22 protein-coding genes are annotated in these 26,034 nt (G+C 44.2%); 5 read left to right on the top strand and 17 right to left on the bottom strand.

What is annotated here, in order from left to right:
• Nucleotides 1–3 precede the first annotated feature (3 nt).
• From Q9312_RS19460 to Q9312_RS16810, 9 genes are all read right to left on the bottom strand, one after another.
• Nucleotides 4–375, bottom strand: a complete 372-nt coding sequence (locus Q9312_RS19460; protein WP_353961544.1) for an RNA recognition motif domain-containing protein — start codon at nucleotides 373–375, stop codon at nucleotides 4–6.
• Nucleotides 278–2,290, bottom strand: a complete 2,013-nt coding sequence (gene asnB / locus Q9312_RS16845) for an asparagine synthase (glutamine-hydrolyzing) (protein ID WP_309202021.1) — start codon at nucleotides 2,288–2,290, stop codon at nucleotides 278–280. The genes Q9312_RS19460 and asnB overlap by 98 nt, the downstream gene beginning before the upstream one ends.
• A gap of 58 nt (nucleotides 2,291–2,348) precedes the next feature.
• Complete coding sequence (locus tag Q9312_RS16840) at nucleotides 2,349–3,425, bottom strand: aspartate/ornithine carbamoyltransferase family protein (protein ID WP_309202020.1); 1,077 nt, start codon at nucleotides 3,423–3,425, stop codon at nucleotides 2,349–2,351.
• The gene (locus Q9312_RS16835) at nucleotides 3,419–3,541 is read right to left on the bottom strand and encodes a hypothetical protein (RefSeq protein ID WP_309202019.1); all 123 of its coding nucleotides are present in this window, start codon (nucleotides 3,539–3,541) and stop codon (nucleotides 3,419–3,421) included. Before Q9312_RS16835 ends, Q9312_RS16840 begins: the two co-directional genes overlap by 7 nt.
• Before the next feature lie 4 nt (nucleotides 3,542–3,545).
• Complete coding sequence (locus Q9312_RS16830) at nucleotides 3,546–4,964, bottom strand: sodium:solute symporter family protein (RefSeq protein WP_309202018.1); 1,419 nt, start codon at nucleotides 4,962–4,964, stop codon at nucleotides 3,546–3,548.
• Nucleotides 4,965–4,977: 13 nt separating this feature from the next.
• Complete coding sequence (locus Q9312_RS16825; protein WP_309202017.1) at nucleotides 4,978–5,433, bottom strand: hypothetical protein; 456 nt, start codon at nucleotides 5,431–5,433, stop codon at nucleotides 4,978–4,980.
• Nucleotides 5,434–5,672: 239 nt separating this feature from the next.
• Entirely contained in the window at nucleotides 5,673–6,335 is a 663-nt protein-coding gene (locus tag Q9312_RS16820) for a DUF6445 family protein (protein WP_309202016.1), read from the bottom strand.
• A 229-nt stretch (nucleotides 6,336–6,564) separates the two neighbouring features.
• Nucleotides 6,565–8,301, bottom strand: coding sequence for an NAD-dependent malic enzyme (locus Q9312_RS16815; protein WP_309202015.1), 1,737 nt, complete (start codon nucleotides 8,299–8,301; stop codon nucleotides 6,565–6,567).
• Nucleotides 8,302–8,797: 496 nt separating this feature from the next.
• Complete coding sequence (locus Q9312_RS16810; protein ID WP_309202014.1) at nucleotides 8,798–9,931, bottom strand: aminotransferase class V-fold PLP-dependent enzyme; 1,134 nt, start codon at nucleotides 9,929–9,931, stop codon at nucleotides 8,798–8,800.
• A gap of 259 nt (nucleotides 9,932–10,190) precedes the next feature.
• Between Q9312_RS16810 and Q9312_RS16805 the strand changes: the two genes are divergently transcribed.
• The 4 genes from Q9312_RS16805 to Q9312_RS16790 all read left to right on the top strand — a co-directional run bounded on the left by Q9312_RS16805 (nucleotide 10,191) and on the right by Q9312_RS16790 (nucleotide 16,413).
• Nucleotides 10,191–11,912, top strand: coding sequence for a proline--tRNA ligase (locus tag Q9312_RS16805; RefSeq protein WP_309202013.1), 1,722 nt, complete (start codon nucleotides 10,191–10,193; stop codon nucleotides 11,910–11,912).
• A 53-nt stretch (nucleotides 11,913–11,965) separates the two neighbouring features.
• The gene (locus Q9312_RS16800; protein ID WP_309202012.1) at nucleotides 11,966–12,532 is read left to right on the top strand and encodes a transglycosylase SLT domain-containing protein; all 567 of its coding nucleotides are present in this window, start codon (nucleotides 11,966–11,968) and stop codon (nucleotides 12,530–12,532) included.
• Nucleotides 12,529–13,671 (top strand): patatin-like phospholipase family protein, encoded by a 1,143-nt coding sequence (locus Q9312_RS16795; RefSeq protein ID WP_309202011.1) that lies wholly within the window; start codon nucleotides 12,529–12,531, stop codon nucleotides 13,669–13,671. Before Q9312_RS16800 ends, Q9312_RS16795 begins: the two co-directional genes overlap by 4 nt.
• Before the next feature lie 66 nt (nucleotides 13,672–13,737).
• On the top strand, nucleotides 13,738–16,413 hold the full coding sequence (locus tag Q9312_RS16790) for a sensor domain-containing diguanylate cyclase (RefSeq protein WP_309202010.1): 2,676 nt from the start codon (nucleotides 13,738–13,740) through the stop codon (nucleotides 16,411–16,413).
• Between the two features lie 44 nt (nucleotides 16,414–16,457).
• Here Q9312_RS16790 and Q9312_RS16785 read toward each other — a convergent pair whose 3' ends face one another.
• The 7 genes from Q9312_RS16785 to Q9312_RS16755 all read right to left on the bottom strand — a co-directional run bounded on the left by Q9312_RS16785 (nucleotide 16,458) and on the right by Q9312_RS16755 (nucleotide 23,384).
• Nucleotides 16,458–17,915, bottom strand: coding sequence for an aminoacyl-histidine dipeptidase (locus Q9312_RS16785; protein WP_309202009.1), 1,458 nt, complete (start codon nucleotides 17,913–17,915; stop codon nucleotides 16,458–16,460).
• Nucleotides 17,916–18,012: 97 nt separating this feature from the next.
• Nucleotides 18,013–19,371 (bottom strand): tRNA lysidine(34) synthetase TilS, encoded by a 1,359-nt coding sequence (gene tilS / locus Q9312_RS16780; RefSeq protein WP_309202008.1) that lies wholly within the window; start codon nucleotides 19,369–19,371, stop codon nucleotides 18,013–18,015.
• 85 nt (nucleotides 19,372–19,456) lie between these two features.
• Nucleotides 19,457–20,413 carry an acetyl-CoA carboxylase carboxyl transferase subunit alpha gene (gene accA, locus Q9312_RS16775; protein ID WP_309202007.1) on the bottom strand — a complete coding sequence of 319 codons (957 nt, stop codon included), beginning with the start codon at nucleotides 20,411–20,413 and terminating at the stop codon, nucleotides 19,457–19,459.
• Nucleotides 20,414–20,571: 158 nt separating this feature from the next.
• The gene (locus tag Q9312_RS16770) at nucleotides 20,572–20,955 is read right to left on the bottom strand and encodes an FHA domain-containing protein (protein WP_309202006.1); all 384 of its coding nucleotides are present in this window, start codon (nucleotides 20,953–20,955) and stop codon (nucleotides 20,572–20,574) included.
• Nucleotides 20,956–21,062: 107 nt separating this feature from the next.
• Nucleotides 21,063–21,884 carry an NADPH-dependent 7-cyano-7-deazaguanine reductase QueF gene (gene queF, locus Q9312_RS16765; protein ID WP_309202005.1) on the bottom strand — a complete coding sequence of 274 codons (822 nt, stop codon included), beginning with the start codon at nucleotides 21,882–21,884 and terminating at the stop codon, nucleotides 21,063–21,065.
• Between the two features lie 57 nt (nucleotides 21,885–21,941).
• On the bottom strand, nucleotides 21,942–23,012 hold the full coding sequence (gene rlmM / locus Q9312_RS16760) for a 23S rRNA (cytidine(2498)-2'-O)-methyltransferase RlmM (RefSeq protein WP_309202004.1): 1,071 nt from the start codon (nucleotides 23,010–23,012) through the stop codon (nucleotides 21,942–21,944).
• 39 nt (nucleotides 23,013–23,051) lie between these two features.
• A complete protein-coding gene (locus tag Q9312_RS16755; RefSeq protein WP_309202003.1) occupies nucleotides 23,052–23,384 on the bottom strand; it encodes a DUF1820 family protein in 333 nt (110 codons plus the stop codon).
• Nucleotides 23,385–23,608: 224 nt separating this feature from the next.
• On the opposite strand from Q9312_RS16755, the gene Q9312_RS16750 reads away from it, so the two are divergent.
• On the top strand, nucleotides 23,609–24,205 hold the full coding sequence (locus Q9312_RS16750) for a class I SAM-dependent methyltransferase (RefSeq protein ID WP_309202002.1): 597 nt from the start codon (nucleotides 23,609–23,611) through the stop codon (nucleotides 24,203–24,205).
• Nucleotides 24,206–24,709: 504 nt separating this feature from the next.
• Here the strand turns inward: Q9312_RS16750 and Q9312_RS16745 are convergent.
• Nucleotides 24,710–25,939: a nucleoside recognition domain-containing protein gene (locus Q9312_RS16745; RefSeq protein ID WP_309202001.1), complete on the bottom strand. Its 1,230-nt coding sequence runs from the start codon at nucleotides 25,937–25,939 to the stop codon at nucleotides 24,710–24,712.
• Nucleotides 25,940–26,034: the final 95 nt, after the last annotated feature.

The raw sequence follows: 26,034 nt of genomic DNA, 5'->3' as shown, positions 1-26,034 counted from the left end.
AAGTTACCGCTTACTCCGTGATCGTTTCGGGCGTCGCTTTTCATAAATGGGGAAGACTTTAACTAGGTTCCCCTCCAATGGGCTACCATTAATGATATTGATGGCAGCCTTTGCATCTTGATTATAGCGCATCTTGAGGATTCCTATCTTATTATTCTGCTCCTCTTGGACTTCGACATGGGTAACCTCGCCGAAATCCGAGAAAGCATCCTTCAGTATTTCCCCGGTGACTCGATCCGATAAGTTTTCTACGCGAATCTTCACTTTAGCGCACCCCTTAAGCGGCCCAACCCAGCTGCTCAGCTTGCTTAGCGGCCTGTTTGGGTATGTCGGTAGCGACAAACTTCTGATGCATAATTTGCACGCCAATGACATGATTAATCACCGCGTCCATTTGCACGCGATCATGGTGTTCAGATTGACTGTCGCCTTGCGTCTTAATCATCTGAGCAACCGCTTGCGCATCAAGAAGCCCGGCCCCCTCGATTTGCTGCGGCGTAGCAAATTCTTCGACTAGCTTCATCAAAGCGGCCCACTTTTGTTGATCACGGTGTGCAGGCGGAGCCATAAAGGCAAATTTTTGTCGTTTATATAAGGTTTCCGGAAGAAGCCCTTTCATCGCCTCTTTCAACACATACTTTTCAACCGGACCTTTGATTCGTAATTGCGGTGGAACACGAGTCGCAAACTCCGCCAGATGATGATCGAGAAAAGCAGGACGCGCTTCCATTGAGTTTGCCATATCGACTCGGTCACCACCCCAAGTCAAAATTTGACCTTCGAGCATGGTTTTAATCCAGACATACTGGGCTTTATCGAGCGGATGACGACCTTGCAACATCGATAAATCGAAGGTATCTGCAATTGCCGCTCCGGGATCGTAATCCTTGAGCCGCTCTCGGCGGTCAGCCGTCAATAGAGATTCCGCAATAGTGTCGCAGTGTAACCAAGGCTGCAAACACGTCGGCGTAAAGCCAACAAAACTCGAAATAGCTTTCGAGTTGTACTCTTCTCGAGGCAACATAGCACCTTTAAACAACGCATTATTTTGTTCAAGCGATGACTTCCAAATTTTTCGTTGCTGAGTATCGAGATCAGACAAACCATACAGAAACATATCGTTTCTAAACGAAGGATAACCCGCAAACAATTCATCTGAGCCCTCGCCCGTCAAAACCACCTTGTAGTTGACCGAGTTCACTTCTTGACTCATCAATAATTTTGCAACACCCAAGGTGTTGTAAATGGTCCGCTCGGTGTGCCATATCGTGCGTTCAAAATTTTCATACAAATGTTCAGCAGACAAACTTAGCACATGTTGATCAGCACCGACTTTATCGGCCATCTCTTTCGCAATAGGGGTTTCATCGTATTCTTTATCGTCGAATCCAATCGTAAACGCTTTAACGGGATCTTGACTGACCGCTTGCGACAAACCCAGAATCGAACACGAATCAATGCCACCCGATAAGTAAGCGCCCACCGGAACATCGGCCGTCAGTCGATGCTGCACGGCTTCCAAAAGCTGCTCGCGCACAGCTTCAATGTAATAGTTTTCATCGGGATTAATGTCATGATCATCCGCTTGAGGGAAGCTAATATCCCAGTATTTATGTTCCTCTATTTTTAACCCCGAGCGCGTTCGTTTAACTTTAACGACATGCCCCGGTTTAACCTGATGAATCCCTTTGAATGCGGTAGATCCGGGAACCATCACTTGAATGAGTTGGTGGAAGAGTCCTTCTTCATCGATTTCTCGCTCTACTTCTGGATGGGCAAACAGGACTTTCAGCTCGGAGCCAAACACCACTCCGTTTTGAGTCTGAGTCCAATACAGCGGCTTAATACCAAACCGATCTCGAACCAAGTAGAGCGCGTCTTCTTCATTGTCATACATGGCAAAAGCAAACTCACCACGCAGCTGCTCTAATGTTTTTTCCAAACCGTATCGAGGAAACAAGTGCAAAATAATTTCTGAATCTGATTTTGTTTTAAACTGCGCACCATCTGCGGTTAGCTGAGCTCGAATTCGCTGATAATCATACAGCTCACCATTTTTAGTCAGTAACAGACGCTGATCATCGGTCTGAAAAGGTTGACGACCGCGAGATTCGTTCAAGTCAATAATAGATAAGCGCGCGTGGCTAAATCCTACTCCGCGCTCAGAAAGCACTTTGTAACCAAAACCATCGGGACCTCGATGATATTGAATGGCAGCCATGTTTACTAAAAGTTGAGGATCAATAGGACGACTCGGATCGCGATGAAAAACACCAGCAATTCCACACATATTCTTCTCCTGTTTCTAACAGTCTGATAACTATTTGGTTGTCTGATTGGCTGACGCTTTACACGATATCCATCACGCGTTCGGTTCGCTGACACATGCAAGTTAACAGTGCCATACGTAAAAATACCGCTCCTCGCGCTTGCGAGAAATACCAGTTGTGACTGGTCGTATCTAACTCCGTCGACAACTCTTCTCCGCGCGCTAACGGATGCATGATAATGGCGTCTTTTTTCAGAGGAGCATTACTGTCCAATACAAACTTATCACCAAAAGATTCAAACGTATTTCCGACCCAAGCAATGGCATTGATATAAACAATATCTAGCTCAGGCAATTTATCGTAGAGTTCGGTACTGACTGAGACGTTAAGCCCTTTATTTTGAAGATGCTCAATCTGCCCTTCATCGAAAACCTGCGTATTCGAGCCATCATGAAACACCGTTACTTCATCAAAAAACTCAGGGAAAATAGCCAACACCTTTAATAAGCTTCGCACCGTTCTCATTTTGTTGGGAATACCAACGATGCCCATCTTTATTTTTGGCGTATTTTCACAGTCTGAAATCAAACCAGGTCGCCATTTTAAAATGGTGTACAAGTCGGCCAGTGCTTGAGTGGGATGCTCATCAGTACCATTTCCCGCATTAATAATGGGAATTCGTAAACTATTCATCATCAATCGAACCGATTCTTCATTGCTGTCTCTCAATACTACGCAATCGCCATAGTTATTGAACATTTCGCCGACATCTTGCAAAGATTCACCTTTCGCAATTCCTGTCGTCGAACGGTCGGTGATCGACATAATATCGCCACCTAAACGGTGCCATGCACTTTCAAATGATAGTCGAGTACGAGTACTAGGTTCATAGAATGCACTGATTAAAATTTTACCTTTCAGCGGAGAACTAAAACGCTCAGGGTTGCCCTCGTACTTTGCAGAAAGCCGAAATAACTGTAGCAACTCGTCACGAGTGAATTGGTCCGCTGATACTATGTGCTGTTCAGCTAAATTCTTTAAGTGATCACCTTCCTCTTGAATCGCTTTTAGCAATGCTTTTGGATGCGCATCACCATATACGTCCAGTTTTTCACGAGAAAAACACACTTCTTCATTGGAGATGGGTTCTACCATAACTGTTCCTTATGCCAGTCGATAATTACTAACGCGATTAAAATAATGGGAGCCAGTGCGGCTAAACCGACCGCACCATAAACTAATATTTGAAACCAAAAATAACTCATTAACATGACATTACTCCTCACTTTGGAGTTGTTGCCAATTGTATTGCTGATCTTTCACAGCTAAACCAATCAAACAAATGAATAAAGAAACAGCGCAAGAGGTTAAAGCCGCAACATAAAAACCAATAACAAAATAGGCAATTAGGCCACAAAGCGTCCCTAAGCCCATCGCAAAAGCAGCAGCTACGCCATTTAAACGACGATAATAGAGACCAAAAACGATCGGAAAAATAGTGCTTGCGACAAACGCGCCTGTAAAGTTAAGCAGTGAACCGAGTGTGGCTACTTTGGGAATACACAATAGCCAGGTAATGACTCCTAAAACTAATATGGAGTATTTACTAAAACGGAAAAGATGATCGTTCGAAACATTCTTGTTGATCAGTCCTTTATAAATATCTTTTGTGATCAAATCACTGGTTGCCGCTAATAAAGAATCTAAACTGGATGCCAATGCAGAGAACACCACAATAAACACAAAGATTGCGCCGACTTTCCCTAAAATTTGAGCGGCGATCAATGGCCCTATCATATCGGCACTTTCAGGATAAACGTCTAAAGAAAATGCGGCCATGGCAACAAACCCAGTAACGATGGGTATCGGTAACCATAGTAACCCCGAAGTTAGAAACGCTTTTTTACCAATATTTTCTTTGAACGCAAAGGCTCGCGACCACCATACGTTTGAATGGAAAATTTCACCGATACCAAAAAATATATTGTTAAATAAAAACATGATTGCTGCAGGAAACAATAGATTTAATAATTGCGGGCTTTTGTCTTCAACATTGTTATAAATAACATCGAGGCCAATATCGGTAATGCCAATGTATGCGATTAAAATGACGCCACATAAAATAATAATGGTTTGCACAAAGTCCGTTGCGATCACTGCCTTTAATCCGCCCAGTAATGTATAAGCAACACAAATGGCTAAAATGGCCGACATACCAATAAAATAATCTAAGCCACTCAGCGCCGACAATAAAATACCTCCAGCCATGCCTAAACTGACTAACCAACCAAAGGCATAACACAACGACACCACAAGAAAAATAATCCACGCCCAAAACCCATAGCGCTTGCGAATAAAATCTCCGCACGTGTAGCCGTGAGGCATCAGTGCTTTAATACGTTTTGCCATGGGTGCAAATAAAATTAAACCCAATGCGGCTAACGAATATCCGATCATCCCCCACACCCCAAACTGATAAGTCAATTGAGGCGCTACCAACGTAGTATTACTGGTGATCCAAGTGGCCATCGCGGTTGCTGAAGCAAATGCAAATCCAACGTTCCGACCGGCGAGCATAAAATCATCGAGCGTTTTGTTGTTTCTACCCAACCACCAACCAAAAGACACCCACAGCAGCCCAAAAATAACAACAATAGTAAGAGCCCATTCTGTAGATATAGCAACAGAGGTCATGAGTAATCCTAGTTTAATGGCCGCGACGGCGAGATGAGAAAATAAGAACGCCGATCAATACGACAAACAAACTGAAACCAAGAGCAAACAATATAATTGCCAATGACAATGATCGATGTTTGACCACAACAGTTGCACTGTTGCTGGCTTGTTGTTGATCGTCGATCAATCGAAAAAAGTAGGTACCGTCTTGGTAACCAGTCAGCGAGATGCCCTTCATTCCAGACACCGGATATTCGACAGAAATGGTTTGAAAGGTCGCATCACTGGACACTTCCAAACGCTGAAAGTTTGAACTTGAATGTTCCCATCTCAAAGTATAATAACCCTCAGAGCTGGATTGAGAGGCAGGAGTTAATACGTCTTCAGCAACAGTCACTCGACTGACAAGACTCGCCAAAACCACCAATACAGTGCAAAAACGACGTAAGGTTTCCATTGAAAACGGATAAGCCTTTTTTAAAAACAAGCCCACATCCTAGATCAATATTACTTTGTGGTCAAATTACCTAGATCACAATTTTGTGAAGTTTTCATTTAAAACCAAACACTTAAATTGAGTATTTTTCAAACAGAAAAACCTAAAAAATAAGCTCTTCGGCTAAAAGAAACAGGTCGTCAACAAACACGGATAAGGACAATCCCTTTTGCACTCGATTGATGCATGGGTCGGTGAACAGCGTCAGTTTGACCCTGTCTTAGTGAGATCTAAGCGGTAATCGCAGAAAACGAAAAAACCTGATGAAGCCTACCATTTTCAACGTTTTGTCCAAAATGCTCGGTGGCTGCATGTAAATAGCGAGCAGGAAAGATGACCGCTCGGTTGAACCGGTAATCGACTCGTGCGAGTTCAACAAAACGCTGCTTGTAACAACCATCGCGAAGTAATTGCTGGCGCAGATCAATTAGTGGTTGATCAAGGCGCTTAGCGTCTGCGCTCGTTGGAACACGGGTAAGCTGTGTTCGTTTATGCTGAAAAAAGCTGGTTCCACAATCCAGTGGAATGTTTTTTGACAAATAAATGATCATGATCCAATGACTCATGGGTTCATCCCAATGTACGTTTGGTTTGTCGACTCGCTTCCCCGCTGAGAAAGTGTGAAACACCACGCCATTATCTTGTGGCGTTCCTCGCGGAAGAGAAAATTGTTTAATCGTTAGATTGGTTTTTTGCTGTACCAAGCTCAAAAAATTATCAACCACAAAGCCAGCTTCGGTGCGCCAGCCACTGACATCTTCTGGCTCAACAAAATTCATGGTTAACGCTCGCTTAATAACGTCATCCGGATCCGGATAAAAGTTATCAACCACCACTAAATTTCGGTAAAGCGATTTGACTTGGTCAGTTTCACTCAACAGGGTGATCGACATTTGTTCCCGCTCCTTGGTTTGCAAGTTTCGACATCAGCAGTCAAGACTTTCTTAATCTTAACGAATTCATTCTAAACCGTTAAGTTGTCCAGTAAATAAGTTCTTATCTTTCATTATTACTTTTATCTAACAAGATCGTATGATCAACCGAGAATCGAGTTTTTAACTTAGAAGAGTATCCTCAGGCAAGAAAAAGTGCCTGAGGATACTGGAAAGTAAAACTTAGGAACTAGAAGGACACTCGGCGATACTGCCGATAATTGGGAGTCCAAAAGTTCTTCTGAATTTTTTCGGCAAGCGCTTCATCAGAAATAGTTATCGCGACGTCATCTTCCATCGCTTGTCGAGCGACCGCATGAGCAATGGCTAAACTGACTTCACGAATATCGGATAACGGTGGTAGCAATGCGCCTTTGGCATGTTCCAATGAATATTGTGCCAGCGCTTCACTCGATGCCATCAACATATTATCAGTAACTCGACTTGCTCTCGTTGCAAGAACGCCAAGCCCTACCCCCGGAAAAATATACGCATTATTACATTGAGCGATCGGATAAGACTGCCCATTAAAAGGAACGGGCTGGAAAGGACTTCCCGTGGCAATGATCGCTTTACCTTCGGTCCAACGGATCAGATCTTCCGGTAGAGCTTCGCAACGAGATGTAGGATTAGACAGTGGTAAAATAATGGGGCGTTCGCAATGCTCAGCCATCATTTGAACAATTTCTTGAGTAAACACATTAGGTTGCCCTGACACACCTACCAATACGGTTGGCTTGGCATGCTTTACTGTGTTGAAGAAATCCACTCGCCCATGCTCGTTACGCGTCCAGCCTTCTGCAATCGATGCTTTTTGCGCGACGGGCTTTTGAAACGACTTTAAATAGTCCAAATCGTCGGTCAATAAACCACGACTGTCGATCAAATAAATACGCTCTCGAGCTTCAGACTCAGTCAATCCTTCACGTTGCATTTGCGCAATGATTTGCTCGGCAATGCCGCAGCCCGCTGAGCCAGCGCCAAGAAAAACAATGCGCTGATCTTTCAAATCTTGACCAATTTGCTTACAACCCGCCAACAACGTGCCAACGGTGACGGCAGCAGTACCTTGTATGTCGTCGTTAAAACAACACAGATCATCACGATATTTTTCGAGTAACGGCGTTGCATTTGTTGCCGCAAAGTCTTCAAATTGCAACAGCGCTTCTGGCCATCGACGTTTTACCGCTTGAATAAAGAGTTCGACAAATTCATAGTATTCATCACCAGTAATTCGCTCATGACGCCATCCCATATACATTGGATCTTCAAGCAACTCTTTATTATTGCAGCCAACATCTAACACGATGGGCTGCGTATAAGCAGGACTGATACCACCACAGGCCGTGTACAAAGATAATTTACCAATCGGAATTCCCATTCCACCAATGCCTTGATCGCCAAGCCCTAAAATTCGTTCTCCGTCAGTCACCACGATGACTTTGACATTATGCTTGGTTGCATTCTGCAACATATCATCAATTCGGTCTTTGTCTGGGTAAGAGATAAACAACCCACGCTTACGACGGTAAATTTTTGAAAAATCTTGGCAAGCTTTACCAACGGTTGGGGTATATATCAAAGGCATCACTTCTTCTACATGGTCAACGACCAATTTGTAGAAAAGCGTTTCATTAGTATCTTGTATGTTGCGTAGATAAATATGTTTATCGAGATCGTGAGTGAACCCCTTTAATTGCTCATAGCAACGGGCAGACTGCTCATCGATCGTTTCGATATTGTGAGGAAGTAAACCTTCCAAATTAAATGTTTGTCGCTCATATTCTGAAAAAGCACTCCCTTTATTAAGCAAAGGGGTTTCTAATAATACGGGACCGGCATAGGGAATATACAAGGGTCGTTTCTGACTGGACATTATTCGCTTTTCTCTCTCATTAAGCGGTTCAACTAAATTTTTTTCGACCATTCTTCGGTCGGATCCTAAGCACTGTCATTCAAATCAATCGCGCTGCTAGACTTATTCGTCGCTATTAAACGCTCAATTACCCTAAACTTAGCACTAAAGTAGCATAGTGTATCAAGGGTTTATTTTGCTAGTATGACTCATTGATCATATCTCAACTTTCTTATGGCTCACTTTCTGATGACTCGTTATGGGAGATGCTAGTCTCTAGAGAACTTAAGCCAAGGCTTTAAATTCTCGACATTCACATCACCTTATTCGCTGTACCATATGGAAGGGTATTGAAAATATGAGCCTTTCGAAGCAAAGGCTTTACATGAACGAAGGTTCATAAACGCACTTTCAAAAACGCTTTCTCAAAAAACAAACCAAGCCGCAAATTGACATCTACAACACCCTGCCAATTCTACGCGAATATTGCAAGGTGCGACATCTGACCATTGCTAATGTTTTGGCATAAGCCCATTAAACAATGGACTATTGCAAAACCCATGACTTTTTAAGCATCTGACAACCGAGAGATTAATTGATCAATATCCTGCTCGGTGGTGTAAATATGCGGCGACACGCGATTCAACTGCGATAGCTGTCGCTGAGCAAAATCCATCGGTCCAGCATCACTTTGCGAAATGGATGTTTCAATGCCCTCAGAGCGCAAATATTGGTGAAGTTGAGCCGCCGATCGGTGTTGATGTTGGAAAGTTATAATGGCAGAAAGGTCATTACCCGTATCACGCAATTCTACTCCCGGAACTCGACTCAACCGCTCTCGACACTCGAGACTAATCTGGGCGAGCGTTTGGTAAACCTGCTCGGGGTTCGCTAACAGTTCCATGAGAGCGACTTTTAATCCCATTCGACTGGCCCAGTTCGCTTCCCAACATTCAAACCGGCGGGCATCGCTTCGAAGAGACCAACGATCACAAGACAACAAGTTTGCAGCCACATGATCAGTGACAAGAGGATATAAACCAGCTTCTAACACGCGATCGGAGGTGTACAAAAATCCAGTTCCTCGTGGCGCACGAAGAAACTTTCGCCCGGTTGCAACCACAAAATCGCAGCGAACCTGTGATACGTCTAACGCTCTCTGCCTCATGCCTTGGCAAGCGTCTATGATCACATACCCATCGAATCCGGTTAGTTGGTCCGTCATGGCCCCAAGATCAGCAACACTTCCGTTGTGCGAACCCACCCAAGTCACCATCACTAACCGTGTTCGCTCTGTCACCAGCTGTTTCAGCTGGCTAAAATCGGGCGCTCCATCACGGTTACCCAGACAATGTATTGTTAAGTCGTAGCGCTGTTGCAGCTGCAGTAATGGTACCCAATTGGCACCGTACTCTTGCTGAGTCACCACCACTTCATCTCCTTGTTGCCATGGGATGCTCAATAAACTCAACTGTAAGCCTCGAGTTGCACTGTCTTGCAAAGATACTTGCGACGTTTGGCAATTCAACAGCTGCGCTATCAACTCGTAGAGCTGTTGCCAGTGCTCAGACTGCTGCTCTGCAAACCAGTAGCCTCCGATCATTTGTTCCTGGTGTAAATAATCACATTGGGCTTTCACGACACTGTTTGATGGCGTCGCTTGCCCGGCGGCATTCAAGTTAATAATTGAGAATTTAGACATCTGAATGACTTCCTTGCAGGTTCAATCGGCACCTCACACTTTAAACTAGACCTGTAGCAGAACGGTTAATTCTTCTTTCTGAATCAAGCACAACGCAGAAAACTTGGCGTCTTGAGCGCACCCAACGGATTAAATTAAAGTAATTTTATAAAAAATACGACTTTTTCAGTCATTGCCGTACAAAGCGCCTTTTAGCGAATAGAATTTCACTGGTAGAATAGCGCCAACTATATAAGCTAATTAACTTCGGAAATTGTTTATGCGCACCACACAATACCTTGTCGCCACATTAAAAGAAACGCCTTCAGATGCGGTTCTCACTAGTCACCAACTTATGTTGCGCGCTGGCTTAATTCGAAAACTTGCCGCAGCTGCAGGTCTGTACAGCTGGCTACCCACCGGACTTAAAGTGTTGCGAAAAGTTGAAGGTATTGTGCGTGAAGAAATGGAACGTGCTGGCGCACAAGAAATTTTGATGCCAATGGTACAGCCTGCGGATCTATGGGAAGAGTCAGGCCGTTGGGCGCAATTTGGACCAGAATTACTCCGCATAAAAGATCGGCATGACCGCGAATTCTGCTTAGGACCGACTCATGAAGAAGTGGTGACGGCGATCATTCGTGACGAAATTCGTTCTTACAAGCAATTGCCCGCTAACTTCTTTCAAATTCAAACCAAGTTTAGAGATGAAACTCGCCCACGCTTCGGCGTTATGAGAGCACGCGAGTTTTTAATGAAAGATGCTTACTCGTTTCATGTTGATGAGCAGAGCCTAGAAGAAACCTATCAACGCATGTATCAAGCTTATTGCAATATATTCGACCGCTTAGGGCTAGAGTATCGTGCGGTACTCGCCGATACCGGAGCTATTGGTGGCAATGCTTCTCATGAATTCCATGTTTTGGCTGACTCTGGTGAAGACGCGATTGCTTTCAGTGATGCCAGTGACTACGCCGCGAATGTTGAAAAAGCAGAAGCTGCAGCACCAACGATACAACGACCAGCGGCAACTCGTGAGCTTACAAAAGAAGCGACGCCGAATTGCGAAAGCGTAGAGCAATTGACTCAACACTTTAATTGCGACGCTCAACAAATTTTAAAAACCTTGTTGGTCGAGGGCGCTACAGAAGAGCATCCTTTAGTTGCTATTTGCTTACGTGGTGACCATCAATTAAACGAAATCAAAGCCGAAAAACATCCGTTGATTAAGGCACCTCTTACCTTAGCCAGCGAGCAACAAATTACTAGCATCGCGGCAAGCAAAGCCGGCTATATCGGCCCAGTGAACCTAAACCTCGCCATCATTGTTGATCGTGATGCGGCGGTTATGGCTGATTTTATCTGTGGAGCCAATGCGACCGGAGAGCATTACAACGGAGCTAATTGGGAGCGGGATGCAACCATCAGCGAAGTCTACGATCTGCGAAATGTCGTAGAGGGAGATAACGCACCGGATGGCAAAGGGAAGTTAACCATAAAACGCGGCATCGAAGTCGGACATATCTTTCAACTGGGTACGAAATACAGCGAAGCTATGAATGCCAATGTGCTGAATGAACAAGGTAAAGCCGTCACCCTCGCCATGGGTTGTTACGGTGTAGGTGTCAGCCGTATTGTCGCGGCCGCAATTGAACAAAACCACGATGACTACGGCATCATTTGGCCAGATGCTATCGCACCCTTTACCGTTGCCATCGTTCCGATGAACATGCATCGCTCACACCGAGTACAAGAAGCGGCGGAACAACTTTACGCCTCACTCAGTGAACAAGGCATTGAAGTTATTTTCGATGATCGGAAAGAACGACCTGGCGTCATGTTTGCCGATATGGAACTGATGGGTGTGCCTCATAGGATTGTAATTTCAGACAAAGGTATCGACCAAGGCACCTTTGAATACAAATCACGGCGAACCAATGAAAAAGTTGATGTAGCAATGGCCGACGCAGTCGACTTTTTAAACCAGAAACTCGCACTATAATTAAAGAATAACGGAACTACGCGATTGGGGCGTTCATTCACAATAAAATCGATATGTTAAGAACCACATTATTGTTACTCGTATTCTTGTCGTCTCACTGGTTGCTTGCCAACCAGGAGCGCCCCGACGACAATTTTCGCAACGAGCTGAAAGCTTTACTCGACGAAGAGCACTCCTTCACCGATCGCTTCGAAGCCGAGGTTTGGATGAAAGACATGTCGAAACGTCTGGCACGTCGGGCACCCAACGTTCCGGAAAAAGAGCGCTTTACCATTTTAAAGTTGACTCATAAATACGCGAAAGCCTACAAGCTCGATCCACAACTAGTATTGGCAGTGATGGAAGTTGAATCTAACTTTGAACGTTTTGCCATTAGCCGTGTTGGCGCTCGTGGATTAATGCAAATCATGCCATTTTGGAAAGAAGAAATTGGCCACCCTGATGACAACTTAATGGATATCGAAACCAACATTCGCTATGGCTGTGCTATCTTGAGTTTATACATTAAACGAGAGCGCAAAAACGTGACAAATGCATTAGCTCGTTACAACGGTAGTTACGGTAAAATGAAATACCCAATGAAAGTTTACCGAGCACTACGAAAACGCTGGAAAGCATGACCGCTCGAAACCACAAAACCGCGTTGGTCTTGTCCGGTGGCGGAGCACGAGCAGCTTACCAAGTTGGCGTTCTTAAAGCTGTTTCAGAGTTATTACCGCTAACCACTCATAACAATCCTTTCCCAATTATTTCAGGAACCTCGGCTGGCGCTATAAACGCAACCGTCACCGCGGCATACGCCCAACATTTTCGGTTGGGTATGCGTCGACTCGAGAATGTATGGGCAGAATTTCATTGCGACCAAATTTTTCGAACCGACTTTTGGGGCCTTTGGCGTAACTCGATGCGCTGGCTGCGCTTTTTAATTGGCGGTAAACATCGCGGCGCTATCGGCCTACTCAATAATGCACCACTCGCTGAGTTGCTTGATCGAGTTATTCCCTACCCACTTATTGAAAAAGCGATTGCGCAAGGCGCATTAGATGCGCTGTGTGTCACGGCCTCGAGTTACACCAGTGGCGAATCGATTTCGTTCTTTCAAGCTGCCGCCAATACGGATATCTGGCGTCGACATCGCCGCCGCGGTCACCCAGCTATCATTAACAAGCATCATCTGCTTGCCTCTTCTGCCATTCCCATGGTGTTCCCAGTCACTCGATTGGGCGACCACTATTGCGGCGACGGCAGCATGCGCTTTTTATCTCCACTGAGTCCTGCGTTGCACCTCGGTGCCGATCGCATTTTGGTGGTCGGTGTCGATCCAGTGTACGCTCCCAATGATGAGTTGTCTCACCCAGAGGGATATCCGACGATTGCAGAAATCGGTGGGCATTTGCTAGACAGCGTTTTTATTGACAGCTTAGATTCTGACCTAGAAAGACTGCATCGTATCAACGCAACACTTGATAAGATCCCAGAGCGTATTAAGAGTAAGCATTTCAACTTAAAGCGCATTGAAACTCTGGTTATCAACCCTTCACAAGATCTGAGTTTAATCGCTCGAGAACACTTTTCATCAATGCCCAAAGCCTTGCAGTTTTTCTTACGCCGAGTCGGAATCGACGGCAGCAGTGGCGATGCGGTTCTTAGCTATCTTTTATTTGAAAAGCCGTTCACCCGAGAGCTGATTCAACTGGGATATCAAGACGCTGTTGCCAAACGCGATGAAATAATTCAATTTTTTGCTCATCAAGGATAATATTTCTGGCAATTGAGTCAGTTTTAGCTATGCTTTGTGTACCAATAGTAGTTAAAAATCAACCAGTTGGACGATATTATCCTGACTAATCAACCGCAGCAAAACAGCTCGGACGACACCAACAATCAATTGGACAAATTGATTGAAGAGAAGCTGTACGCCGAAAAAGTTCAAAATGCCTTACTCCAGATTGCCTCATTATCCAGTCAGGTAAAAGAGTTAAAGCTGTTTTACGAAGATCTGCGCCAAATCATTGGCAAGCTGATGTACGCCAATAACTTTTATATTGCCTTGCTGTCGACCGATAAGCAGTTCGTAAGCTTTGAGTTCTTCCACGATGAACAAGAAGACGATGACTTTGATCCAACGACTTGGGATCCTGAGCCCATCGAAGCGTTTAAATCGACCTTGACCGGATACACGATTCGAACAGGAAATGCTCTACTGGCTGATGAGCCCAAACTAAAAGAATTATCTGACGCAGGAGAAATTCAAGTTCGAGGTTCACCCATGAAACATTGGATGGGCATTCCACTTAAAGTTAACAACACCACCATCGGCGTTATGGTGGTGCAAAGTTATGACGACAATATACGCTACACCGAGCAAGACAAAGACCTGCTGATTTTCGTATCACAACAAATTGCAGCGGTGTTAAATCAGAAACAATATGAACGACAGCTAAAGTATTACAACGAGCGGCTTGAACAAAAAGTCGCGCAACGTACCGCAATGCTACAAAAGATCAATGAAGATCTCGAAGGTCAGATTCAAGAACGAGAGCGAGCGGAGCGTCTGCAAGCGGCTTTATTTAAAATTTCAGAGCTAACCAATACGACGCGTGATCTTGATGAGTTTTATTTATCATTGCACAGTATTATCAACGGCATCATGCCGTCGAAAAATTTTTATATCTGTATTTTCGAACAGAAAAACAAAGTATTAACCTTTCCTTATTTAATCGATGAATTTGATGCGAGCGTAGAAGAGCGGAAACTCGATGACTCTCTTGATATCGATAAATGCTCCCCCACCGAATGGGTTTTAAGAACCGGTCGACCTTTGCTGATCAATAAGAAGAATATTGATGACTGGCACAAGAAAAACGTTTTTCATGGCACCTCGCCTGAAACTTGGTTAGGTGTTCCTTTATTTTACAAAGAAACCGTTATTGGAGTACTTGCTGTTCAAAGCTATATTCGCGGTAAGTCGTATACACCTCTAGACGAAGAAGTATTGATGTTTGTATCACAACAAGTCGCCACTGCACTCAATCGCAAACGCAGTTCCGACAGCTTACGAAAAGCGCATCAAGATCTAAAAATAATTAATGATCAATTAGAAAAACGTGTCGAAGAACGAACTCGAGAGTTATCGGTCACAAACAATACGCTCAAAGGCATGCTTGATGAACGTAATAAAATGCAAAAAAAGCTTGCCTACGAAGCCTTTCACGATAGCTTAACCGGATTACCAAACCGGGCACTGTTTACCAACCGACTCGAACAGATTCTAAAACAACGAGAGCGTGATCACCAAGTCAGCTTCTCCGTTCTATTCCTTGATTTAGACCGATTTAAAGTTATCAATGATAGTCTCGGGCATTTAATGGGTGATGCGTTACTTCAAGAAGTTGCTCAACGGCTCGAAGAATGTGTTCGCCCTGAAGATACCGTCGCTCGACTTGGCGGAGACGAGTTCTGCGTGCTTTTAAAAGGTGTTGATAATGCTCGCGACGCGGCAATCACTGCCGATAGAATCATCGACTCAATATCAAAACCCTTTCAACTCAATGAGCAAACCGTTTTTACGTCGACTTCGATCGGCGTGACTATCAGTAATGATAATTACAAAAAGCCCGATGATGTATTACGCGATGCAGACGCCGCGATGTATCATGCTAAAGAATCCGGAAAAGCTCGTTATGCATTATTTGATGTTGAAATGCATAACGCGGCAATGAAGCGACTAAAAATTGAAAATGATTTACGTCACGCATTAGAACGCAACGAAATCAAAGTTTTCTATCAACCAATCATCGACTTGCCAACCGGACGACTGGTTGCCTTCGAAGCGCTCGCCCGATGGATTCATGCTGATTTGGGTTTTATCCCCCCTGATGAATTTATTCCGATTACCGAAGAAACAGGAATGATCCACAGCATTGGACAGTTCATCTTACATCATTCTCTTGGCACTTTGAAATTTTGGCAAACACAATATCCGCAAGCCAAAGATATTAGTATCAGTGTTAATTTTAGTTCTAAGCAAATTGAACATCACGATTTGTTAAGCGAAATAGAGATGGCGTTGAACGAAAACCAATTACCAGCTAAAGCTTTAAAGGTTGAAATTACGGAAGGACTATTAATCGAAAATGCCGAATTAGCGCAACAACTTTTAAAGTCGCTTGCCGAGCAAGACATTCAAGTACTTCTTGATGACTTTGGAACCGGTTATTCATCACTGAGTTATTTGCATAAGTTTACGCTTCACACCATAAAAATTGATCGTTCATTTATTTATCAAATGGACCATAGTGAAGAGCATCACACCATTGTTAAAACCATTGCCTACATGTGCAAACATTTAAAGAAAGGTGTTATTGCAGAAGGCGTCGAATCAGAAAAGCATACCAAGATGTTAAAAGAACTTGGCATTCAACACGCACAAGGATACTTTTATTCTCGCCCAGTGTCGGGAGAAGATGCAAAAGAGTTGATTGTAAAATACAACTCTTAAACAGACTTCAAACAGGGCAATGTCGAGCGCGACGAATGTGCGCGCTAATATTTTTCGCTAACCATGCAAATTGTTTTGCACAATAATTGCCAAAAAGAACTTACCGAAGGAATCAAAACCTTTTCATCTGGTGAGTGAGCATGCCGAATGGTCGGCCCGAACGAAATCATATCCCAATGCGGATAATGTTCACTCAGTAGTCCACACTCTAATCCAGCGTGAATAACTTTAACCTTTGCTGCTGCACCCGTGAGTTCTTCATGTGCTTGTTGCATAATCGTAAGTACTTTTGACTCATCGTTAGGCAACCACCCAGGATATTCTCCGCTGCACTCTACGGTCGCCCCCAGCTGTGACAACCCTTGCTGTAATTGTTGAGCTAATTCATCCCGACCTTGGTTATTTAAACTACGAACCATGCACTGAATCACAAGTTGCTCAGGTTGTGTCTCAATTACCGCTAAGTTATTCGAAGTTTCCACCACACCATCGAAAACCTCACTCATTTTTGTTACACCATGAACACAATGATCCAACATTGAAATAACTCGCGCCGTCGTTGCTTCGTCCCAGACTTCAGAAGGTATTGGTATTGCTTGAATCTCTCCGTTAATGGCGCTTTCAATCCCTTGAAATTGCTGGCTTAAAGTTTCAGTAAACGTCTCTATGACACTTGTTAACTCAGCAACTTTATCCGCTGGCAAAACCATCTCGACACTTGCATCTCGTGCGATTGCATTACGCAGGGTTCCCCCTGAAAACGAAAATCCAAGCGCACCAAAATGCGCATGAGCATTTGCCAATACTTGATTAATTAATAGATTCGCGTTCGCTCTACCTTTATCAATATCAAGCCCGGAGTGACCTCCGCGAAGTCCACTAAAATTAACTTTTACGGCACTCCAGTTATTCGGCACCGGTTGTTTTTGCAAAGGAACATAAGCAGTCACATCGACGCCACCGGCACATCCTAAATACAATTCACCTTCGTCTTCGGTATCTAAATTTAGTAACACACTGCCCTGCAGAAGATTGGGTGCTAAATGTTTAGCGCCAGTCATGCCACTTTCTTCATCAACCGTTAAAAGTACTTCTAAGGGACCGTGTTGTAAGTCAGGCTCGATTAAGATCGCTAATGCCGCAGCAACTCCGATGCCATTGTCTGCACCAAGAGTTGTATCTTTAGCCGTCACCCAGTCACCATCAATGTACATTTGAATGGGGTCGTTAATAAAGTCATGCTCGCTGTTCTTAGTTTTTTGCGGAACCATATCAACGTGTCCTTGCATAATGATTCCCGGACGGTCTTCCATGCCTGGAGTTGCTGGTTTACGAATGATCATATTGCCGATGTCATCGTACACATAATGCAGCTGATGCTGGTCACAAAAAGCCGCTATTTCTGACATCACTTTTTGCTCATGCGAAGACGGCCGCGGGCAAGCGTTCAGCTTTTCAAAAATCGACCAAAGTGTTGTTGGTTGTAAATGCGCTAAACTCATTATTCTGCGTTCCTCAATATTTAGAATCAGCTATGCAATGCAGCTCTAGTTCAAAGTGCTGGTATCACAGTCGACTTAATGTTTGTTGTATTACTGATTAATTTTCTAACGGCTGCAGTGTGAACTGCAGGCTCTCAGTTTCATTCGATAAGAAGCGACGATCGACAAATTGTCCAACCGCACAAACCAGTTCTTGATCGTAAAAAATGAGTGGCGTGGTTTCTCTCAACCAATTAGGAACACCCATTTCTTGGTATATTTTCTTGAGTGAATTTGCTTTACCGCGATAACTTGGCCAAGCTCGCTCTCCTCCAACACGACTTCGAACCGTGACGACTTCATTGATTTTGGGAGGTCTAATCAATAACGGTGAGTTGGAAAGATCGTTTGCCGCATCGCTGGTTAATTGAGCGGATATTTCAGGTACAGCGATAGGCTTGGAGAGGTCATCCCAAACATAGTGAAAAGCCGTTACATCTAACTGGGTTTGCTGGATTAATTCCAAGTGTCGTTTTGATTGAATCAACGCCCATTTCGAAAAACGCAGTTCACAGCGACCAACATCGGCTTCTTTACTTGAGTTAATTTGACGTACGAACTCATTGAGCTGACTTGCTGGAGGCGCATAGTGCGTTGATTGTTGCAACCAATAAAGTAAAATTTGTTTCTGTCGGTGTAGTGACCACTGAGAGAGAACATCTAAGTTCAATTTATCGTTATCGAGCACTTTTACGAGGTCTTCTTGTAACCACTCATCAACGACCGAGTTCAACGCTTGCATATTTTGGCAAAAGCGCCCCATCGTTGATGCATACGCAGGCCACTGCTTGACCAAGGTAGGAAATATTTCTTGGCGTAAAAAGTTACGTCGAAAATAAACATCTTGATTAGATTCATCATCCACCCAGTTCAACCCATAATGCCGGGCATAATCAACAATTGCTGTTTTTTCAATATTCAACATAGGTCGGAAAACACTGAATATCTGACGTTGAGTAAAGTGAGACATGCCTTGAGCACCGCGCAAACCACTACCACGCAATAGATTAAGCAACAGCGTTTCTGCTTGGTCGTCAGCATGGTGGCCGAGAACTAAAAGCTCATGTTCAACCAGTCCCTTCGCGCCGCCAATCACTTCCTCGTAGGCTTTCCAACGAGCTTGTCTCGCCGCGTCTTCTATGCCTTTACCTTGTTCATTCACCGCTACATCAACAGTGATCAATTCAACTCCCAACTTTTTGCAAACACTTTGGCAATGACGCTGCCATTGATCGGCATTAGGACTTAATCCGTGGTTTACATGAATCGCTTTAAGTTGGATATGCTTAGGGCAGGTTGTATGACATAAGTGCAACAGTACTGAAGAGTCTATTCCACCACTCAACCCAACCCAAAATCGTTTTAGTTTTGGTAAGTGCTGTAAGGCTTGTTGCGCAACATCAAGAGCGAGGGTCATAAATTACGAGTTTTTCGGTCAGAATAAAAAAGTGTACACAGGCCAATGCCTCGTGTACACCTTTGGTGTTCATGGTTTGTTGCAATTACTCGGTGTATTCGCCGAATGACATGAGTCGTTGATATCGGCGATCTAATAACTCTTCAATCGAAAGCGCTTGTAAATCTCGTAAGTCATCGGTAATACGCTGTTTTAAACGTTCCGCCATAACGACCGTGTCTCGATGAGCACCGCCGAGTGGTTCTGGAACAATCGCATCGATCAATTTCAAACTTTTTAATCGGTCAGCTGTAATCCCCATTGCTTGGGCGGCTTCTTTCGCTTTATCGGCGCTTTTCCACAATATCGAAGCACAGCCTTCCGGTGAAATAACCGAATAGGTAGAGTTCTGAAGCATATTGACTCGATCGCCAACACCTATCGCAAGAGCACCACCTGAACCACCTTCTCCGATGACGGTACAAACAATCGGAGTTTTAAGACGCGCCATCTCTTTTAAGTTACGCGCAATCGCCTCACTTTGCCCACGTTCCTCAGCGCCAACGCCAGGGTAGGCCCCGGGAGTATCGATAAAGGTAACGATTGGTAATTTAAATCGCTCTGCCATATGCATTAGGCGTAAGGCTTTACGATAGCCTTCGGGACGTGGCATACCAAAATTACGCTTAATTTTCTCTTTGGTGTCGCGACCTTTCTGATGGCCGATAACCATCACCGGTTGATCGTTAAGCCGAGCGATACCGCCAACCATCGCCCAATCATTGGCAAAAGCACGGTCACCACACAACTCTTCAAAATCGGTAAAGATAGTATCAAGGTAATCTTGCGTGTAAGGACGTTGTGGATGACGAGCCAATTGAGCGATTTGCCAGGCATCGAGATCACTAAAAATTTGCTCGGTTAATTCACGACTCTTCTTTTGCAATCGAGCAATTTCTTCCGAAATATTGATCTCGGCATCGCTTCCCACTAAACGAAGTTCTTCGATTTGTGCTTCTAATTCAGCGATAGGCTGCTCAAACTCTAAAAAGTGCATGCTCATGGTCAATCGGTTCTCTTTGTAATTAGGCGCTCACCCAGTGGCAGGCTATTCTAACGACTTTCGCGATATATTCAATCTATAAGAAATCGGACAAGTAGTATAGCAAAGGATTTTAGGCAGTGGGCAAGGCACGATTACGCAGCACTTGCCGATGCAATTTAGGCAGATTTGTCTTTCAAATAATAAACCCCAGGGATCCAAGATTTCTTGATTTGCTGGGTGTTTTCTAGGGTAGAAAACCCTTCATCGACGAAGCGAAAGTTACTTAACCCTATGTTTATACTGTCATTATTTCGCAACTGGCGACGGTTAACCTTGTCGTTATTAACAAAGGTTCCATTGGTGCTGTTAATATCTTCGATCCAAATTTCACCGCCGTCATCACTCAAATTTTCAATACTCAACTGAGCATGCTGAAAACTTACTGAGGGGTCTTCTAAGTGTATGTCACACTCAGGTGAACGACCTATCGTCACTGAAGACTTCTCTAAAATGAAGCGTGGACCCGATTGTCCTTCCGTTAACAAAACTAAATACGCCATAGTGACCTCCTGATCGTTGACGATTTAACCAAAGGATAGATCGCTAATTCGCCAAGTTCGGCGCAATCGGTCACACTTTTTACCCTATCTCGAAGCGAATTATGGCGTTATTGTCTAGCAAGTCTCATAAATGGCCGCTGAGTTGCAAAGTTACTCCGCCAAGGATTGATATCGAGTCCTCCCCGACGGGTATATCGAGCTTGAACCAATAACTGACGTGGTTGGCAATGTTGGCTCAAATCTTGAAAAATTCGCTCTACGCATTGTTCGTGAAATTCATTGTGATTGCGAAAAGACACCACATATTGCAACAGACTTGCCGCATCGATTTTAGGACCAGTATATTCGATGACTAATGTCGCCCAGTCTGGCTGTGAGGTAATCAAACAATTACTCTTTAATAGATGGGTATAGAGCGTTTCCGATACTTCAACAGCGGGCTCTTTTAATTTCAAAAGTTGCGGATTGTAATCATATTCATCACAAGTCACTTCAAGTTCATCGATTAATTGACCATTAAGCTGCCCAAACCCAAGGCCTTGATAAGCGTCTAATGAGTAGCATCGCAAATTCTCTAATGGTTTACCGCATGCTTTAGACAGGTCATGATTCAAGCGAGCGATCAGTTCATCTTGCGACGCAAACCGCTCTTGATTAAACGAGTTCAAATACAATTTAAACGATTTCGACTCGACAATATTTGGGGAGTCTGCCGCAAACTCGAATTCAACGATGGCAACTTCTGGTTTGCCCTGAACATTTAACCAGCTGACTTCATACGCTGTCCACAGGTCCGCTCCGTACCAATCTACATTCTCAGGAACACCTATTTCATCACGCTTAGGTTGCCGAGCGACCGGAAACAATAACTCGGGAGCGTACTGAGTAGGGTAATCGGTTGTCTTACCTAATGGAATTTCGTTACTCATGTCTAAACCTTAAATTAACTGAATTTCACGGCACTCTGGCTGCGAGAAGCCTTGCGATCAGAGGGCATGCAAATACGCCGTGACCTCTTCACGATCATGATACAGCTGTTTGATTTTTAACTCATAGGGTTTCGCACCCAAGCGCTCAGCAATCACTTGTTGGCAAAGAACAACTTCTTGATAACGTTTTTTCATCGGCAGTTTCAAGTTGAAAATAGCGCTTTGAGCCCACCCTTGGGCGACCCAATCTGCCATCAACTCTGCGATGCGCAATGGTTTTTCAATCATATCGCAAACCAACCAATTGACCGGATATTTTGGCTGATAATGAAAGCCATCCACTTTTAAATGGTCAACTTGTCCGGTGGCCATAAGCTGCTCATCCATTGGGCCATTGTCGATGGCAGTGACTTGCAGTTCGCGCCGGACTAATTGATAGGTCCAGCCACCCGGGCAGGCCCCTAAATCAACCGCTGTCTTACCTAGCCCGAACGCTCGTTGCTGTTCTTTCGCATCAAGAAAAAACAAAATAGCTTCTTCGAGCTTTAGGGTTGAGCGGCTCGGAGCCGCAGCAGGAAAACGTAGATGAGCAATGCTATTGGGCCACTTTGGGCAAGCATTGCGAGGTAAACTGCCCAAGTAACATTGATCCGTTGCTGTAAAAAGCATACACAGAGAGTCATGATTTTCAGCTTGCCAGTGTCCCGCCGACTCAAGCCCTAACTCAAGTGGTTTCAACAATTTGCGAGTGAGCTTCGACAATGACTTCCCTTCATTACTATCAACGGCCCAATCGACAATTTTGCTGCAGCGAAAGCTTGGACTCAACACCGCTAACATGTCACTCACTCGATCCAAGGTATTTAAGTTTTCAATAAGCGGACCCGTCATCATGGCATCGCGAGAAAATATAAGGCGGTCAACCTTTATAAGGTCAACGATATCCTTTAGCCGACTAACGTCATATAGAATGAACTCGACGAAACCTTGCCGAGACTTTGTTTTGATATAACCGTACACGCCGATCGATTCTGCCAAAGCCTGAATTTCCAGCCCGCAGTCTGACTCAAAGCCAGGCCGACATAATAACAGTAACCTATCGGCTGTTTGTATTGCGCCAATTGCCATTTAGTGAGTACTCATTTATTGCAAACTCTTCGCTATTATTTATTCAGGTCGGTTGGGTTTTCCTGCCGGAAACGGTAAGTGAGTCACCACGTTACTTCCTTTGTGGTCAGAAATCTTAGCGTTCCCTTGCTGTGATACTTGGTCAATTCGAATGACAGCATGCATTGGAATAAATGTCTTTTGAACACCGTCAAACTCGGCTTTAAGTTTTTCTTCACTCGGATCAACGACGACGTTCGATCTTTCTCCAAACAACAGCTGCTCTACCTCAATAAATCCGTAGATGAGACTCGACTCAACGGCTTTGGCATAAATTTCATAGGTTTGCCCTTGATTCACAAAAATAACTTTGTAAATCGGAGATGAACTCATGGTCTAACTTCCTTTATCGATCGCTTAGTTATACAGAAACGACTATTTTAACTCAGCTATTTATCTGATCCCAACCCACAATTGACGCACTCAGGCGTTTTTCACAGCTGAGCCGCTAGGCGATCGATAATTATCCGGTATAATCAGCGCCAAACACTCACTCGACAGCAACTGCTCGAAAGTCACGTCGACCTACTCGAGCGACCAGTAAGAAGGCCAGCACTATGACACCTGCGAAATTGCCATTAACCGAGCAGCTACGCCAACCTATTCAATTTGATACGCAATTACGTGGCTTCCCATTTCGCTTTCAATCTACTTGGGGAGTCTTTTCGCCACGAGAGGTGGACGAAGGCAGTCGATTAATGCTCGATTATATCGATATTAAAGAAGATGCCGATTGTTTCGATCTTGGATGCGGATATGGCGTGCTCGGAATCACTTTGGCCAAGTTAGCGCCGAAAGGCCAGGTGATCATGGCCGACAAAGACTTTGTCGCGGTAAATTTTGCAAATCAGAACGTCAAACTTAACGGCATTAATAATGCGAAAGCGATACTGTCAAATGGGCTAGAACAGCTCGAAGATCAGACATTTGACTTGATCGTATCGAATATTCCGGCAAAAGTGGGCAACGAAATGCTCACCTTATTTCTCAATGACGCACTTCACCATTTAAAACCCGGCGGACAATTTGTCGTGGTGACCATTAATGGTTTGCGACAATACATGAAACGAAACTTCAATGAGGTTTTTGGCAATTACACTAAGCTAAAACAGGGTAAAAACTACACCGTTGCGAGTGCCACAAAGCTGTCATAATTGGACAGATCTGCGGTGTCACTGAGCTGTAATAATGTTTCCACAGATCCTGTGGATAACTATGGGGAAAAGTTTTTTAAAAGGTCGTTGAGCCCCGATAAAACCACACCCCTTGTTAAATTGTACATTTTTTAACCTGTTTTTATAATTACTTATAAATCAATAAGTTAGAAGCACTTTTAGTTTAGATTAAGAAATACTCAGATTGATTGCCCTTTGTGCAAAGCGCCAAAATTAATTAAATTTTTTCTGTGGATTACTATTGACTTTCAGTTTGAAATTTAATTACTCACAGCTTTCATGTTCTTGTTATGTCGAAGTCATGTCGTCGATGGCTACTGCCAAAACTGACCAAAGCAAAGTAACCACTAACTGCACCTCAAAAGAACATGAAATGGAGCGAAATTTGCCTATTGTGACTACCCTCTATATCGGCCAAAATTCCTTACCGAGATGATTAGACTGCCATGATGGCGATGATATTTTTTATGAGGCTAACGGCTTTCACCCTGCGAAGAACCAATAACAAACAAGTATCGCTGCAACTAAACCGCCAAGATCCGCGAGCAAGCCACAGCCAATGGCGTGTCGCAATTTTTTAATATTTACCGCACCGAAATAAACCGCTAAGACATAAAAGGTTGTTTCCGTACTGCCTTGAAAAACCGCCGCGAGCCTTGCAGCAAATGAGTCGACTCCGTGAGTATTCATCGTTTCAAGCATCATAGCGCGAGCGCCACTGGCAGAAAAAGGTTTCATGAGACCCGTTGGCAGAGCTTCAACAAAGCGCGTGTCTCCCCCCAGCCATTGGACAAGAGTCGCGATAACCGCAACCACTGAATCGAGCACACCGCTGGCACGTAACAGTCCAATGGCAACGAGCATCGCAACCAAATAGGGCATGATTCGTACCGCAAGCCGAAAACCTTCACTGGCGCCGTCAATGAACTCATCGTACACAGCAACCTTGCGCCACATTGCCGTAATCACGAACGCACACACTGCGAATAAAATTAACCCGTTCCCCACCGCTGCCGATACATTAGCCATTTCACTCTCGGGTAACTGCAGCATTCCCCATAAAATAACGCCTAGTACCGCGACCGCAGCACCGAGATAAGTCGCAATAACTCGGTCCCACAACTTCAAGCGCTGGACCAACGCGACTCCAATTAATCCGACCAGAGTCGAAGCTGCCGTCGCTAACAAGATCGGGATAAACACGTCAGCCGGTTGCGCAGCGCCCTGTTGTGCTCGATACATTAATATAGTGACTGGGAATAGAGTGACTGAAGACGTGTTCAGCACTAAAAATAAGATTTGTGCATTACTCGCTGTATCCGCTTTCGGATTCAGCGACTGCAAACTCTCCATGGCTTTGATACCTGCGGGTGTCGCAGCATTATCTAGCCCCATAAAGTTTGCTGCCATATTCATCGTGATATGGCCCAACGCAGGATGATTACGAGGTACTTCAGGCATCAGTCTGGCAAACAGAGGGGTTAGCAAGCGTGATAACAAACCCATCGCACCCGAGGCTTCAGCCAAGCGCAAAATCCCCATCCAAAAACATAATAAACCGACCAAACCGAGCGCAATTTCAATACTTAGTCGAGCCATATCAAAAATTGCATTCATCATTTGCCCGAAGATGGCTGGATTATCTAACCACAACCATTGAAAAATCGCGGCTAAAAAAGACACCGCAAATAATGATCCCCAAAGCTTATTCATTCATTTCTTCTGATTTCATTTTATTGAAGGTAAATAACTTATTTCTTATGCATCAACTTCTACCAGAGTGGTTGACGCTACCCTATTTCTCATTA

The organism is Pleionea litopenaei, assembly GCF_031198435.1.
Lineage (GTDB): Bacteria > Pseudomonadota > Gammaproteobacteria > Enterobacterales > Kangiellaceae > Pleionea > Pleionea litopenaei.
Note: the sequence above shows the minus strand (reverse complement) of the source record. Positions and strands in the feature narration are given on the sequence as shown.